This is a genomic window from Variovorax sp. GW821-FHT09B01, from assembly GCF_059418345.1.
Map to the genome: position 1 here is coordinate 250,509 of NZ_JBWKPQ010000007.1, position 14,776 is coordinate 265,284.

The following is a 14,776-nucleotide window of genomic DNA, read 5'->3' on the forward strand; positions in this document are numbered from 1 at the left end:
TGGGTGGAGGCCGGGCGCCATCGCCGCGCGGACTCCGCCGCCGTTTCGCCCCGGATTCTGGGGCGCGGCTGCGGAGTTTGCACCTTACTTTTTCTTTCACCCTGCTGTTTCGCGGACCCTCGGCCCGGCGCCCGGGTCCCTCAGGCCGCAGCGGTGCCCGCGGGCCTGGCCATCGCCGCCGGATCGACGAGCCGGTCGTACGCGTCGCCGTCGATGAGCTGCAAGGCGATGGCCGCCGCCCGCGGCGTGATGCCGCGCGCGAGCGCCTCGCGCGTGATGCGCGCCACGCGGTCGTAGCCCAGCACCGGGTTCAGCGCCGTCACCGCCAGCAAGGCGTTGTCGACGTTCGCCGCGAGCCGCGCGCGCTCGGGCTCGATGTCCTTCACCAGCCGCTCGGCGAACACGCGCGAGGCATCGGCCAGCACGCGGATCGACTGCAGCAGGTTCTGGATGATCAGCGGCTTGGCCACGTTGAGCTCGAAGTTGCCCGAGGCACCCGCCATGGTGATGGTGAGGTGGTTGCCCATGGCCTGCAGCCCGGCCTGCACCACCACCTCGGCGATGGTCGGGTTGCGCTTGCCCGGCATGATCGAGCTCGTGAGCCCGTCGTCCGGAATGCGCAGCTCGCCCAGGCCGCAGCGCGGGCCCGAGCCCAGCAGCCGCAGGTCGTTGGCCATCTTCACGAGCGAGGTCGCGAGCACGTTGAGCGCGCCCGACACCTCCACCAGCGCGTCGTGCGAGGCCATGCCTTCGAACTTGCTGGGGTTGGGCGCGAAGGCGATGCCGCTGAGCGCGCCCAGTTCCTCGCAGAAGGCGGCATCGAAGCCCGGCGGCGCATTGAGCCCGGTGCCTGCAGCGGTGCCGCCCTGGGCCAGCAGCTGCAGCCGCGCGAAGGTGGCGTCGATGCGGTCGATGCCGTGGCCGACCTGGCGCGCGAAGGCGTCGAAGCTCTGCCCCAGCGTCATCGGCACCGCGTCCATCAGGTGGGTGCGCGCGATCTTTAGCACGTCCGCGAAGGCTTCGCTGCGCTCGTGCAGGCGCTGCTGCAGCAACTGCAGCGCGGGCCGCAGGCGCTGGCGCAGTTCGAGCGCGGTCGCGATGTGCATCACGGTCGGGAAGCTGTCGTTCGACGACTGGGAGGCGTTGACGTGGTCGTTGGGATGCACCGGCGACTTGGTACCGCGCGGCTGCCCCAGCAGTTCGTTCGCGCGGTTGGCGATGACCTCGTTCGCGTTCATGTTGGTCTGCGTGCCCGAGCCCGTCTGCCACACGGTGAGCGGAAAGTGGTCGTCGAAGCGGCCGTCGCGCAGCTCGGCAGCGGCCTCGAGGATCGGCGCCACCTTGGCCGCGTCGAGCGCGCCGCAGCGCAGGTTGGCGCGCGCCGCGGCCATCTTCTGCAGGCCGAAGGCGTGGATCAGGCCCGCGGGAAAACGCTCCTCGCCGATCTCGAAGACCCCCAGCGCGCGCTGGGTCTGCGCGCCCCAGTAGCGGTCGGCCGGAATCTCGACGGGGCCGAAGGCGTCGTGTTCGATGCGCATGGCGGTCATGGCGGTCATGGCAGTCATGGCGTCAAGCCCGCGCGGCATGGGCGTCGACGGGCGCCACGCCGTCGTCGAGGTCCTGGTCGGCCCGTGCGGTGTCGGGGTAACGCTCGGGGTAGAGGTGGCGCTCGGCCTGCTGCGCGTCGAAGGTGCCCGACCACTTGGCGACCACCACCGTGGCCACGCTGTTGCCGATCACGTTGCAGGTCGAGATGGCCATCGACAGGAAGCGGTAGACGCCGAAGATCACCGCCAGGCCCTCGACCGGCAGCAGCCCGGTCGAGGTGACGGTGGCCGCGAACACCACGAACGAGCCGCCCGAGACCGTGGCCGCGCCCTTCGAGGTCAGCAGCATCAGCAGCAGGATGCCGATCTGGTGGTCGAGTGTGAGCGGCACGCCGTAGGCATGCGCGATGAACATCACGCCCATGGCCATGAAGATCGAGGTGCCGTCGAGGTTGAAGGCATAGCCCGTGGGCAGCACCAGGCCCACGGTCTGCTTGGCGCAGCCCAGGCGCTCGAGCTTCACGAGCAGGCGCGGCAGCGCGCTCTCCGAGGAGGCGGTGCCCAGCACGATCAGGATCTCGTCCTTGATGTAGCGCAGGAAGCGCCACAGGCTGAAGCCCGCGAACTTCGCGACCAGCCCCAGCACCACCGCGATGAACAGCACGATCACCGCATAGAAGCTCAGCACCAGCTGCGCCAGCGCCACCAGCACCGCGGAGCCGTTGCTGCCCACCGAATAGGCCACAGCGCCGAAGGTGCCGATGGGCGCGAGCTTCATCACCAGGTTGATGAACGAGAACAGCACCTCCGAGATGATGTCGAGGCCGCCGTTGATCTTCTCGCGCCGGCTCTCGGGGATCGCGAGGATGCCGATGCCCACCATCACCGCCAGCACCACCACCTGCAGCAGCTCGCCCTTGGCGAAGGCGCCGACGAAGTTGTCGGGCACGATGTGCGCCATGAACTCGAGGAAGCCCTGCGGCGCGGCGGCCTTCACCGCAGGTGCCGCGGCCGCGCCGGCCACCGAGGCCATGCCCTTGCCGGTCTGCAGCAGGTTGCCCGCCAGCAGGCCGATGACCAGCGCGATGGTCGAGATCACCTCGAAGTACACCAGCGAGCGCCAGCCCACGCGCCCCGCGCTGCGCACGTCGCCGGCCGAGGCGATGCCGTGCACGATGGTGAGGAACACCAGCGGCGCCACGCCCGCCTTGATGAGCGACAGGAACATGTCGCCGAGCAGCTTGAGCTGGCCCGCGAACTTCGGAAAGACGAAGCCGACCGCGATGCCCAGCAGCAGCGCGACCAGCACCTGCATGCCGAGCTTGCGGTACCAGGGCAGCTTCTTCGGCGGCGCGACCAGGGTGGAATCGTTGAGCATGGTTGTCTCCTTGGGTGCCCGGGCTCAGCCCCGGGCCTGGGCGGACAGCGCCAGCGCGCGGTCCACCATCCGGGGCGCGAGGCCCAGGTAGTTGGCGGGGTCGGTCAGGCGATCGATCGCCGCGCGGTCGAAATGCGCCGTGACCTCGGGCAATGCCGCCAGCGCTTCGGCCAGCGTGCCGCCCTTCTCGTTGACGATGCGGCAGGCGTCGTAGACCACGTCGTGCGCCTGCTGGCGGCCGATGTGCGGCGCCATGCCCATCATCACGGCCTCGGCCACGATCAGGCCGCGGCTGATGCCGAGGTTGTGCTTCATGCGCGCCTCGTCGACGATCAGCCCGCCGAGCGCGAACTTGGCCTGGTGCAACGCACCGGCCGTGAGGATGAAGCTCTCGGGAATCGCGATCCACTCGGCATGCCAGGGGCCGGTGGCGCGTTCGAAGTCCTGCACCATTGCGTCGACCATCAGGCCCGCATGCTGGCGCACCGCCTTCGAGGCCGCGAGCATCAGCTCGCTGGAGATCGGGTTGCGCTTCTGCGGCATGGTGCTGCTCGCGCCGCGTCCCTTGACGAAGGGCTCGTAGACCTCGGCGAACTCGGTCGAGGCCATGATCATGATGTCGAGCGCGATCTTGCCGAGCGAACCGGTGATGAGCGCCAGCAGGTTCACCGCCTCGGCGAAGCCGTCGCGCGCCACGTGCCAGGTGGTCGCGGGCACGCCGAGCTTCAGTTCCTCGGCCATCGCCGCCTGCACCTCGAAGCCCTTGTCGCCCAGCGAGGCCAGCGTGCCGGCCGCGCCCGCGAACTCGACCACGGCCACGCGCGGGCGCAGCTCGGCCAGGCGCTGCTGGTGGCGGTCGAACATGGCGAGCCAGATCGCGACCTTGTAGCCGAAGGTCACGGGCAGCGCCTGCTGCAGGTGCGTGCGCCCGGCCATCGGCGTGTCGCGGTGCTTGCGCGCGAGGTCGGCCAGGATGGCGCGCAGCTCGCGGATCTCGGCGTCGACCAGGTCGAGCGCATCGCGCACCTGCAGCGCGACGGCCGTGTCCATGATGTCCTGCGTGGTCGCGCCCCAGTGCACGTAGCGGCCCGCCTCGCCGCACATGGCGACCAGCTGGTGCACCAGCGGCAGGATCGGGTAGCCCACGATGTCCGTCTCGTGGCGCATGTGGTCGAAGTCGATGCGCTCGATGCGCGACTCGCGCGCGATGACCTCGGCCGCGTCGGCCGGGATCACGCCCACCTTGGCTTCGGCGCGCGCCAGCGCGATCTCGGCGTCGATGTAGCGCTGGATCAGCGCCACGTCGGAGAACAGCGCGCGCATCGGCGCGGTGCCGAAGGCGTCGCGGAAAAGGATCGAATCGACGACGGTGCTGGCCATCGGGAGGGAGGCGGAAGACATGGACGGGCCTTGATATGTTCGGACATATTTAATTTAATATGTTCGGACATATGCATGAATAGGGTTTACCCTTAGGTCAAAATCGAGCCACCATGAACAAGCCGCGCTTCACCGACATTGCCCAGGAACTGAAGGAAGGCATCGCCTCGGGCCGCTTCCCGCTGGGCTCGCTGCTGCCGACCGAACTCGAGCTGCGCGACCACTACGGGATCAGCCGCCACACGGTGCGCATGGCGCTGCAGGAACTGCAGGACGCGGGCCTGGTGTCGCGGCGCAAGAACGTGGGCACGCGCGTCGAGTCGACGGTGGCGCGCATGGGTTTCCAGCAGTCGCTGGCCTCGGTGGAGGACCTGATGCAGTACGGCGCCGCCCACCTGCGCCTGGCGCCCGAGATCGACACCATCGCGAGCAATGCCGCGCTGTCGCGGCTGCTCGGTTGCGAGGAAGGCACGCGCTGGCTGCGCATCTCGAGCCTGCGCATGGAGGAAGGCCCGCAGGGCCTGCCGCTGGGCTGGACCGACATCTACGTCGACACCCAGTACGCGGCGCTCGAGGCGCTGGTGCGCGCCGCGCCCGACACGCTGGTCAGCGCGCTGCTCGAGCAGCACTACGGCCTGCGCGTGGCCGAGATCGTGCAGCAGGTGCGCGCGGTCGACGCCTCGGCGGCGATGGCGCGCAAGCTGCGCATCGAGCCAGGCAGCGCGACGCTGCAGATCCTGCGGCGCTATCTCGATGCCGAGGGCGAGGTGCTCGTGAGTTCGGTCGCCACGCACCCGGGCGAACGCTTCTTCATCACCACGCACCTGCAGCGCGCGAAGGGTTGAGAAGGTGTGAATGAACCTGCTGCGCGGCCGCCGGCGGGACTGACAGCATTCCGACAGCCAGCCCCAGGCACCATGCGGCCTTCCCGAAAAACCACGGAGACAAGACCGATGCGCCTCGACCTTCCCCATGACCTGGGCTCGCCCACCCGCCGCCAATGGTTGCGATCCGGACTGCAATCGGGCGGCGCCCTCGCCCTCGGCGGCCTGCTGCCGGGCTTCGCCGGCCTCGCGCGCGCCGACGACACCTGGCCCAACAAGTCGGTGCGCTTCGTCGTGCCCTTCGCGCCGGGCGGCAGCTCGGAGATCGTGGCGCGCTCGACCGCGGTCGAGCTGTCGCGCACCTTGGGCCAGAGCGTGTTCGTCGACAACAAGCCCGGCGCGGCCGGCAACATCGCGATGAGCGAGGTGGCGCGCAGCACCGACCAGCACACGCTGATCCTGGGCCACATCGGCACGCTGGCGGTCAACCCCTACATCTTCGCCAAACTGCCCTACGACGCGAACAAGGACTTCAAGCCCGTGAGCCTGCTGGCCAAGGTGCCCAGCCTCTACGTGGTGCACCCCGACGTGCCCGCGAAGAACCTCAAGGAGTTCATCGCCTATGCCAAGAGCAAGCCCGGCAAGCTCAGCTACGGCTCGGCCGGCAACGGCAGCGCGGGCCACCTCGCCTTCGAATACCTGAAGATGACCTCCGAGGTCTTCATGCTGCACGTGCCCTACCGCGGCACCGGCCCGATGGTGACCGACCTGCTCTCGGGCCGGCTCGACGCCTCGGCCATCGGCGCGGCGGCGGTCATCCCCTTCATCAAGGCCGGCAAGGTGCGCTGCATCGCCACCGGTTCGGCCAAGCGCCTGGCCCAGCTGCCCGACGTGCCGACCGTGGCCGAGCAGGGCTTCCCGGGCTTCGAGATGACGCAGTGGTACGGCATGCTCGCGCCGGCCAACATCACGCCGGCCCAGCTCGCCAAGCTCTCGACCGAGACCATGAGCGCCGTGAAGTCGCCCGAGTCGATGCGCCGCCTGACCGGCGACGCGGCCGAGGCCGTGGGCGGCACGCCCGAGCAGTTCGCGCAGTTCATCGCGAGCGAGCAGGCGCGCTGGCAGAAGGTGATCGCGCGGGCGGGCATCAAGCCCGATTGAGCACGGCCCTGCGGGAAAGCCGCCTGGGCGGCGGCACCGCCGCGCCCTACAGTCGCCCCATGCGCATCCTGCTGGCCGAAGACGAACACACCCTGGGCACCTGGCTCAGCAAGGCGCTCGAGCATGCGGGCATCCAGGTCGAATGGGTGGACGACGGCCGGCTGGCCGACCGCGCGCTGCAGCAGCGCGACCACGATGCGCTGGTGCTCGACCTCGGCCTGCCCGGGCTCGACGGCCACGCGGTGCTGCAGCGGCTGCGCGAACGCGACCAGCGGCTGCCGGCGCTGATCCTCACGGCGCGCGACTCGCTCGACGAGCGCGTGAGCGCGCTCAATGCCGGCGCCGACGACTTCCTCGCCAAGCCCTTCGCGCTGGCCGAGCTCGAGGCCCGGCTGCATGCGCTGGTGCGCCGCGCGCGCGGCGTCGAGCATCCGCGGCTGGCCTGCGGGCCGCTGGTGTACGACGGCGCGCGGCGCCAGTTCACGCTGGCCGGCGAGGCGCTCGCGCTGTCGCCGCGCGAGCTCGCGGTGCTGCGCGTGCTGGTGCAGCGCAGCGGCGAGCCGCTGTCGAAGCAGCAGATCCTCGAGCGCGTGTTCTCCGACGACGAGGAGGTGCATCCCGAGGCCGTCGAGGTGCTGGTCTACCGGCTGCGCAAGCGCCTGGACGGCAGCGGCGTGCGCATCGTCACGCTGCGCGGCCTGGGCTACGTGCTCGAGGCGGACTGAAGACGGCATGGTGCGTTCCTCGGTCGCCTGGCTGCGCCGCGCCAGCCTCTGGCAGCGGCTCGCGCTGCTGCTGCTGCCCGCGCTGATCGCCGTCACCGGCATCGAGCTGTGGCGCACGCGGCACGATGCGCTCGCGTCGGCCAACGCGGCCTACGACCGCTCGCTGCTCGGCGCGCTCAAATCCATCGACGCCAACATCTCGACCGCCTCGGGCGGGCTCTCGGTCGAGCTGCCCTACACCATGTTCGAGTTCTTCGAGCTCACGGCCAGCGGCCAGGTGTTCTTTCGCGTGGCCACCTCCGACGGGCTAGTGGAACTCGGCAGCGCCGACCTGCCCGCGCCGCCTGCCTCGCTCGCGCTCGGCGTGCCGGCCTTCTACGACGCCGAGTACTTCGGCGAGGCCGTGCGGCTCGCGGCCTACCGGCGCGAGCTCGACCGCGCGCCCGCGGGAAGCGCCGGACGCAGCGTGCTGATCCAGGTCGGCGAGAGCACGCGCTCGCGCCAGGAATTCAGCACCCGCTTCGTGCGCAGCGCGGCCCTGCGCGACGCGCTGGTGCTCGCGCTGCTGGTGTTCGGCACCGGTGCCGCGCTGGCGGCGGCGCTGCGGCCGCTGTCGCGCCTCGCGCGCGAGGTCGAGGCGCGCAAGCCCGACGACCTCACGCGCATCGCCGACACCGACCTGCCCGCCGACGTGCGGCCGCTGGTGGCCGCGGTCAACCGCCAGATGTCGCGCACGCAGGACCTGGTGGCGCAGCAGCGGCAGTTCCTCGACGATGCCTCGCACCAGCTGCGCACCCACCTCACCACCTTGCAGATGCAGGCCGACTACGCGCAGCGCCAGCACGATCCGCTGCAGGTGCGCGCCGCGCTCGACGCGCTCGGCACCGAGATCGGCCGCGCCACGCGCAGCGCGCAGCAGCTGCTGGCGCTGGGCCGCAGCGACACCGTGGCCGTGGCGCCGGCCGCGTTCGAGCTCTCCGGCCTGCTGCGCGAGGTGGCCGTCGACCTGCTGCCGCAGGCGCGCGCCAAGCGCATCGACCTCGGCATCCAGGCGCCCGACGATGCCGCGGGGCATGCGCATGTCGAACTCGTTGCGGTGGCCGACCGCGCGCTGCTGCGCGAGGCGCTCACCAACCTCGTCGCCAATGCCATCGCCTACACGCCGGCCGAGGGCACCATCACCGTGTTCGCGGCCGGCGACGCGGCCGGCTGGAGCCTCAATGTCGAGGACGACGGCCCCGGCCTCGGCGAGGAGGAACGCGCCCAGCTCGGCCAGCGCTTCCGACGCGGCGCGCGCGCCGGCAAGGGCGGCTTCGGGCTCGGCCTGGCCATCGCGCGCTCGATCGCGCAGCGCCATGGCGGCGAACTGCGGCTCGAGGCACGCGAGGGCGGCAGCGGGCTGCATGCCATCATCTGGTGGCCGAAGCCGGGCACGGCCTGAGCGCCTTCGCGCCTCGTTTCGCGGCAAGAATCCCCGCCATGCCGATCCGCATCGATCACCCTCGACGCCACGCGCTGCGCGCGCTCTCGGCGCTGCTGCTGCCCGGCGGCGCGATGCGCGCCTTCGCGGCGCCGCAGCTCGATCCGGCCGATCCGTCGCAGGCCGCGGCCGAATGCATCATCCCGGCCAAGGCCGGCGGCGGCTTCGCCCTCACCTGCGCGCTCGCGCGCGACGCGCTGCAGGCCGTGCGGCCCGCACGCGCGCCGCTCGCGCAGCGCTTCCTGCCGGGCGGCATCGGCGCCGTCGCCTTCGACCGCATCGCCACCGGCCGCCTCGGCGGCCCGGGCACGCTGGTCGCGTTCTCGAGCGGCTCGCTGCTCAACCTCGCGCAGGGTCGCTTCGGCCCGCATCCGACCAGCGCCGTGCGCTGGGTCGCCGCGCTCGGCACCGACTACGGCGTGGTCGTGGTGCACCGCGATTCGCCCTACCGCAGCCTGCGCGAGCTGATGGCCGCGCTGCGCCAGTCGCCGTCGCGCATCGTGTTCGGCGCCGGCGGCACCGTCGGCAGCCAGGACTGGGTGAAGGCCGCGCTGCTGGTGCGCGCCGCCGGCGGCGACCACCGCGCGATGCGCTTCGTCTCCTTCGAAGGCGGCGGCGATGCGCTCGGCGCGCTGCAGGGCCGGCATGTCGACGTGTTCGCGGGCGACGCCGCCGAGGCGCTGCAGGCCATGGCCGGCGGCACCGCCGTGCGCCTGCTCGCGGTGTTGTCGGAAGCGCGGCTCGGCGGCGCGCTCGCGGGCGTGCCGACCGCGCGCGAACAGGGCGTGGACCTCGTGTGGCCCACCGTGCGCGGCCTCTACATCAGCGCCGACGTGCCCGACGCCGCGCTGCGCGCCTGGACCACCGCCTTCGAGGAAGCCATGGCCGCGCCCGGCTATGCTGCGCTGCGCGAGCGGCATGGGCTCTATCCCTTCGCGCTCACGGGGGCCGCGCTCGATGCCTATGTGCGGGAACGCATCCAGGCGTATCGGCAGCAAGCGGAAGCACTGGGGCTGCGGCGGTGGAATCCTTGAGACGGATCACAAACGGCAACGGCGACACGAGATGAAACGCTACCTTCATTCGAAGCTCGACGCGGCCTTGCAGCTGCTCGAAACGCTCATCGGCTTCGGCCTGGTGTCCGGCGCCGCGGTGGCCGCGGCGCTGGGGCAATTCATCCTCGGCGGGATCCTGGCGGCGCTGGCGATCGGGGTGTTCCTGCGCTTCAAGCGGGGGCGGGTGCGGGCGCGCAAATGAACATCCGGCTAGACACCGGTGACAGGAGAAGACGAATGAAGTGGATGGCCCTTGTTTCCCTGCTGCTCGCCGCGCTCACCGGCTGTGCTTCGCACGATCCCCATCTCAAACGCATCGATGGGCCTTCTCTCGTTCTTCGGGAAAAACAGGTCTTCACCGCAATATCGGGCGCCCCGTCAGGTCCGAGGTACTACCACGCACTCAGGCCCGGCCGTTACAAGGCATTCATGGAAGACCTGGGCGGCACTTACTACATCGGCGAAGGTCCGTTGCTCGTTCTAGGCGGCCACGCGACCGATCAGGGAGCGCCGGAAGAGCCGCTCGCCATCGGCGGGTTCTGGCTCGCGAAGCACAAGGAGACTGAATCGACGATGCGTCTTTTCTATCTGCCGAACTTTCCAGGGCAGCGTGTGCCGGCCGACGACGCGACGCTCGTCATGCTCCAGGAGCAGACCCGCTCGCTCTCCGTCGGCCAAGCCACGGTGGCCGGCGCCATGAGCGGAGCAATCATCGGCGCCATCGTCGACAGCGGCGCCGTGGGCTATGGCCCCAAGAATGGGGAGCCCCTGTTCGTGCCGCGCAAGATCGCAGAGGAAGAGGACCTTTCTTTTCAACAAGCGCTGCGGACTTCCTTGCCCGACGGCCGCTGATGCATCACCCGACAGAATCCGCACATGCTCGAAGCCCTGGTCTCCCCCACCTCCTGCGTCGGCGCAGCGGCAGGCCTGCTCGTCGGCCTCGCGGTCCACTGGTTCGCACCGGCCGACATCGACACCGTACAGCTCGGCGCCTGGCTCGTGGGCATCGGCTGGGCCGCGGGCCTGGCGTGGGACCTCATGCACACGCACCGGCCGAAGTAGCACAAAACACACATCCCGAAGAGACCACCGCATTGAACCCCGCAGACCTGGAGCACTACCTCCACGACCACATCCCGCTCTCGAAGGCCATGGCCGTGTCCGTCGCCTCGGTGGCACCGCATGCAGTGGTGCTGCGCGCACCGCTCGCGCCCAATATCAACCACCGCGACACCGTGTTCGGCGGCAGCGCCTCGGCGGTCGCGATCCTCGCGGCCTGGTCGCTGCTCAACACGCGGCTGACGGCCGAGGGCCTGGCCAGCCGGCTCGTGATCCAGCGCAACACGATGGCCTACGAGCTGCCGATCGAGGGCGACTTCATCGCGCGCTCGGCCTTCGACGAACCCGCGCAGTGGCTGCCGTTCGCGCGCATGCTGGCGCGCAAGGGCAAGGCCCGCATCTCGGTGTCGTCGCAGCTCGAATACGGCGGGCAGGTCGTGGGGCGGCTGACGGGCGAATTCGTGGCGCTGCGCCCGCCGCCCGAACCGACCGCGTAGCAACGGCCATGCAGAACACCCTCGTGAAATCCGCGGTGCGGGTCTTCGAACTGCTCGAGCTGTTCGAGGCCGAGCAGCGGCCGCTGCGCGTGGCGGAGATCGTGCAGAAGCTGGGCGCGCCGCAATCGAGCGTCTCGATGCTGCTCAAGACCCTGGCCAGCCAGGGCTACATGGAGTACGAGCGCGCGACGCGCAGCTACTGCCCGTCGGTGCGGGTCGCGTTCCTCTGCGAATGGGCCACGCGCATGCCGGGCCAGCGCGAGACGATCCACGACACGCTGCGCCGCCTGGCCAGCGAGACCGGCGAGTCGGTGCTGCTCGGGCGCAAGAGCGGCCTCTCGATGCAGTACATCTCGGTGATCCAGTCGCAGCACGCGCTGCGCTTCTCGCCCTCGCCGGGCGTGAAGCGGCCCATGCACCACGCCGCCATCGGCATCATGCTGCTGAGCGAGATGAAGGACGAGCAGATCGAGCTGCTGCTGCGGCGCTACAACGCCGAGCGCGGCAAGAGCGGCCCGATCGCACGGATCGCGCAGACCCTGCGCGCGGTCGAGCAGGCGCGCGAACAGGGCTGGTACGAATCGGCCAATCTCGCGACCTCGGGCGCGGGCGTGATCGCCACCCTGATCCCCACCAAGATCCGCAGCCAGCGGCTGGCGATCGGGATCGGTGCGCCGGTCGATCGGCTGCACCAGCGGCGCAAGCAACTGCTGCCCGCGCTGCTGGCCGCCGCCGGCAACTGTTGAGCGCGGCGCTCAGCGACCCTCGCCGCGCAATTCGATCGCCGCCTGCATCGCCAGCAGGCGCTGCGCCTGCGCGAGGTGCAGCCGCTCGACCATCCGGCCTTCGAGGTTGATGACGCCCGCGCCCGCATGGCGGGGCAGTTCGAAGGCCGCGACGATCGCTCGCGCCTCCTCGAGCGCCGCCGCCGAGGGAGAGAAGGCCGCGTTCGCCGGCGCGATCTGCGACGGGTGGATCAGCGTCTTGCCGTCGAAGGCCATGCGCGACGACTGCAACGCCTCCGCATCGAAGCCCTCGGTGTCGGCGAAGTCGTTCCAGACGCCGTCGAGCACGCAGACGCCATGCCGCTTCGCGCTCAATACGACACCCATGAGCCAGGGCATCAGGTAGCGACGGCCGTCGCCCGCGAACACGCCGGTTTCCTTCGCGAGGTCGTTGGTGCCGACCACGAGGGCCTCGAGCCGCGGCCGCGCGCCCAGGCCGGCGCGCACGATGTCGTCGAGCGCCGCGAGCGCGTCGGCCGTCTCGACCATCAGCCATAGCCGTAGTTCAGCGCCCAGGCCATGGCGCAGCGCGGCCTCCGACAGGAAACGCACGTCGTTCGCTCTGCCGATCTTGGGCACCAGCAACGCATCGGGGCGGCAGCGCGCCACGGTGCGCATGTCGGCATCGAAATCCGCGCTGCCGATGGCGTTGATGCGCACCACCCTGTAGTACGGCCCGGGCCGTCCGGCCTCGAGGACCTGCAGCAGGTGGCTGCGCGCCGCCTCCTTCATCTCGGGAGCGACGGCATCTTCGAGGTCGAAGACGACGGCATCGGCATCGAGGCCGCCGACCTTGGTGAGGGCGCGTGGATTGGAGGCCGGAACGTAGAGCGCCGAGCGGCGCGGTGGGTGCTGAAGTGCATTCATGGGCGTGCAGTCTGCCGCTTCGCTCGCGTGCCCTCCATCGCATATGTGATGGTTCTCGCGAATCTTCAACCATCACATCCATGATGCTTTTCGCCGACGCTCGCCCGGATACTTCAGCGAACGAGACAACCAGACGGCAGGAAAAAGATGAGCGAAGCGCACACCGGCGTGACGAAGGACGTGGAGGCCACGCGGCTGCTGGCCGAATGGATCGGCGGCGGCGCGCAGCAGGCGATCACGCCGCTGGCGCTCGAATGGGCGCGGCATGTGATGCTCGACTGGCTCGCCGTGACCATCGCCGGCAGCAGCGAACCGCTGGTGCGGATACTCGCGGAGGAATACGGCGGCAGCGGCGGCGAAGCCTCCTCGCTGATCGCGAGCGGCCGCCGTGCACGGCCGGTCGATGCGGCACTGATCAACGGCGCCGCCGGCCATGCCCTTGACTTCGACGACGTGGCCTCGCGCATGTTCGGCCATCCCAGCGTGCCGGTGGTGCCCGCGGCGCTGGCGCTGGCACAGGCGCGCGGCGCTTCCGGCCTCGCGCTGCTGCGCGCCGTGGTGGTCGGCCACGAGATCGAGAGCCGCGTCGGCGAGATGGTGGGCCCGAGCCACTACCGCCACGGCTTCCATGCGACCGGCACCGTCGGCACGCTGGGCGCCGCGGCGGCCTGTGCCCACCTGCAAGGGCTCGACCCGTCGCGGACCGCGCATGCACTGGGCCTCGCGGCCACGCAGGCCGCCGGGCTCAAGTCGATGTTCGGCACCATGGCCAAGCCGCTGCACGCGGGCAAGGCCGCGATGAACGGGCTGATGGCCGCGCAGCTCGCGGCGCGCGGCTTCACCGCCAACGAACAGGCGATCGAGGGCGCGCAGGGTTTCGCGCGCACGCTGGCACCGGAGCTCAACCCCTTCCCCGCCACCATCGACACCACGTCCGGCTTCGCGATCGAGCGCACGCTGTTCAAGTACCACGCCGCCTGCTACCTCACGCACTCGTCGATCGAGGCCATCCGCGAACTGCGCGCGCGCCACGGCGTCGGCCTCGACGACCTGGAAACGATGACGCTGACGGTTTCGGGCGAAGGCAACCACCGCGGCGTCTGCGACATCGAGGCCCCGGCGACCGGGCTCGAGCTCAAGTTCTCGATCCGCCACCTGGCCGCGCTGGCGCTGGACGGCGCCGACACCGCCGCGCTCGGTCTCTACACCGACGAGACGGCAAGCGATCCGCGCTGGCGCCGGGCGCGCGAGCGCGTGACGCTCGAGGTCGCCGACACGCAGCAGCGCGACACCGCGACCGCCACCCTGCGCACGCGCGATGGCCGGGTGCTGAGCGCGCAGGCCAATGTCGCCATTCCCGCCACCGACCTCGATGCGCAATGGCAACGCCTGCATGCCAAGGCGCGCGCGATCGCCGAGCCGGTGATCGGCGCCACGCGCTTCGAGCGGCTGGCGCAGGCGGTCGCGGCGCTCCCCACCTCCCCCCATCTCCACTCCCTGATCGAAGCGATTCAATGACGCCCAACGACATCACGGTCCAACGCCTGAAGGCCGAGGCCAGGCCCAGGACACGCGGCAACCGGTACGAGGATTTCGACATCGGCCGCCGCTTCGCGCACCACTGGGGCCGCACGGTCACGGCCGCGGACAACACGCTGTTTTCCACGCTGACGCTGCACTACAACCCGCACTACACCAACGAGGCCTTCGCCCAGGCCCATGGCCACCCGACCACGCCGGTCAATCCGCTGCTGGTGTTCAACACGGTGTTCGGCCTGTCGGTGGAAGACCTGTCCGAGGGCGGCGGTCCCTTCCTCGGCGTGGACGAGCTCAGCTACCTGCGGCCCGTCTATCCGGGCGACACGCTCGAGGCCCGCTCCGAAGTGGTGGCCGCGCGCCTGGCGAGCAACCGCCCGGGCTACGGCATCGTCACCTGGCACACGCGCGGCAGCAACCAACGCGGCGAGGAGGTCATCGCCTTCAAGCGCACGAACCTGGTCAAAACGAGGAACTGAAAC

16 protein-coding genes are annotated in these 14,776 nt (G+C 70.4%); 12 read left to right on the top strand and 4 right to left on the bottom strand.

Going from position 1 to position 14,776, the window contains the following annotated elements; genetic code table 11:
- Window positions 1–140 precede the first annotated feature (140 nt).
- The 3 genes from AC07RV_RS21705 to pcaB are packed head-to-tail and all read right to left on the bottom strand — an operon-like array spanning window position 141 to window position 4,326.
- Window positions 141–1,547 carry a class II fumarate hydratase gene (locus AC07RV_RS21705; protein ID WP_296789387.1) on the bottom strand — a complete coding sequence of 469 codons (1,407 nt, stop codon included), beginning with the start codon at window positions 1,545–1,547 and terminating at the stop codon, window positions 141–143.
- Window positions 1,548–1,569: 22 nt separating this feature from the next.
- Entirely contained in the window at window positions 1,570–2,925 is a 1,356-nt protein-coding gene (locus tag AC07RV_RS21710) for a cation:dicarboxylate symporter family transporter (RefSeq protein ID WP_296789374.1), read from the bottom strand.
- 24 nt (window positions 2,926–2,949) lie between these two features.
- Window positions 2,950–4,326 carry a 3-carboxy-cis,cis-muconate cycloisomerase gene (pcaB, locus tag AC07RV_RS21715; protein WP_296789373.1) on the bottom strand — a complete coding sequence of 459 codons (1,377 nt, stop codon included), beginning with the start codon at window positions 4,324–4,326 and terminating at the stop codon, window positions 2,950–2,952.
- Between the two features lie 92 nt (window positions 4,327–4,418).
- Between pcaB and AC07RV_RS21720 the strand changes: the two genes are divergently transcribed.
- The 10 genes from AC07RV_RS21720 to AC07RV_RS21765 all read left to right on the top strand — a co-directional run bounded on the left by AC07RV_RS21720 (window position 4,419) and on the right by AC07RV_RS21765 (window position 11,852).
- Window positions 4,419–5,150 carry a GntR family transcriptional regulator gene (locus tag AC07RV_RS21720; RefSeq protein ID WP_296789372.1) on the top strand — a complete coding sequence of 244 codons (732 nt, stop codon included), beginning with the start codon at window positions 4,419–4,421 and terminating at the stop codon, window positions 5,148–5,150.
- 108 nt (window positions 5,151–5,258) lie between these two features.
- Window positions 5,259–6,290, top strand: coding sequence for a Bug family tripartite tricarboxylate transporter substrate binding protein (locus AC07RV_RS21725; RefSeq protein ID WP_208508058.1), 1,032 nt, complete (start codon window positions 5,259–5,261; stop codon window positions 6,288–6,290).
- A gap of 59 nt (window positions 6,291–6,349) precedes the next feature.
- Window positions 6,350–7,015, top strand: coding sequence for a response regulator (locus AC07RV_RS21730; RefSeq protein WP_296739584.1), 666 nt, complete (start codon window positions 6,350–6,352; stop codon window positions 7,013–7,015).
- A gap of 7 nt (window positions 7,016–7,022) precedes the next feature.
- Window positions 7,023–8,456, top strand: coding sequence for a sensor histidine kinase (locus AC07RV_RS21735; protein ID WP_296789370.1), 1,434 nt, complete (start codon window positions 7,023–7,025; stop codon window positions 8,454–8,456).
- A 38-nt stretch (window positions 8,457–8,494) separates the two neighbouring features.
- Window positions 8,495–9,529, top strand: coding sequence for a tripartite tricarboxylate transporter substrate binding protein (locus AC07RV_RS21740; protein WP_296789369.1), 1,035 nt, complete (start codon window positions 8,495–8,497; stop codon window positions 9,527–9,529).
- A 31-nt stretch (window positions 9,530–9,560) separates the two neighbouring features.
- Window positions 9,561–9,752, top strand: a complete 192-nt coding sequence (locus AC07RV_RS21745) for a hypothetical protein (protein ID WP_296789367.1) — start codon at window positions 9,561–9,563, stop codon at window positions 9,750–9,752.
- Between the two features lie 35 nt (window positions 9,753–9,787).
- On the top strand, window positions 9,788–10,402 hold the full coding sequence (locus AC07RV_RS21750; protein WP_296789365.1) for a hypothetical protein: 615 nt from the start codon (window positions 9,788–9,790) through the stop codon (window positions 10,400–10,402).
- A gap of 24 nt (window positions 10,403–10,426) precedes the next feature.
- Window positions 10,427–10,612, top strand: a complete 186-nt coding sequence (locus AC07RV_RS21755; RefSeq protein WP_296789364.1) for a hypothetical protein — start codon at window positions 10,427–10,429, stop codon at window positions 10,610–10,612.
- Window positions 10,613–10,644: 32 nt separating this feature from the next.
- Complete coding sequence (locus AC07RV_RS21760; RefSeq protein ID WP_296789363.1) at window positions 10,645–11,106, top strand: YiiD C-terminal domain-containing protein; 462 nt, start codon at window positions 10,645–10,647, stop codon at window positions 11,104–11,106.
- 8 nt (window positions 11,107–11,114) lie between these two features.
- A complete protein-coding gene (locus AC07RV_RS21765; RefSeq protein WP_296789362.1) occupies window positions 11,115–11,852 on the top strand; it encodes an IclR family transcriptional regulator in 738 nt (245 codons plus the stop codon).
- 9 nt (window positions 11,853–11,861) lie between these two features.
- Here the strand turns inward: AC07RV_RS21765 and AC07RV_RS21770 are convergent, their stop codons facing one another.
- Complete coding sequence (locus AC07RV_RS21770) at window positions 11,862–12,758, bottom strand: HpcH/HpaI aldolase/citrate lyase family protein (RefSeq protein WP_296789361.1); 897 nt, start codon at window positions 12,756–12,758, stop codon at window positions 11,862–11,864.
- Between the two features lie 147 nt (window positions 12,759–12,905).
- Between AC07RV_RS21770 and AC07RV_RS21775 the strand changes: the two genes are divergently transcribed.
- On the top strand, window positions 12,906–14,276 hold the full coding sequence (locus AC07RV_RS21775) for an MmgE/PrpD family protein (protein WP_296789360.1): 1,371 nt from the start codon (window positions 12,906–12,908) through the stop codon (window positions 14,274–14,276).
- The gene (locus AC07RV_RS21780) at window positions 14,273–14,773 is read left to right on the top strand and encodes a MaoC family dehydratase (protein ID WP_057593609.1); all 501 of its coding nucleotides are present in this window, start codon (window positions 14,273–14,275) and stop codon (window positions 14,771–14,773) included. The genes AC07RV_RS21775 and AC07RV_RS21780 overlap by 4 nt, the downstream gene beginning before the upstream one ends.
- The last annotated feature ends 3 nt before the right edge of the window (window positions 14,774–14,776 follow it).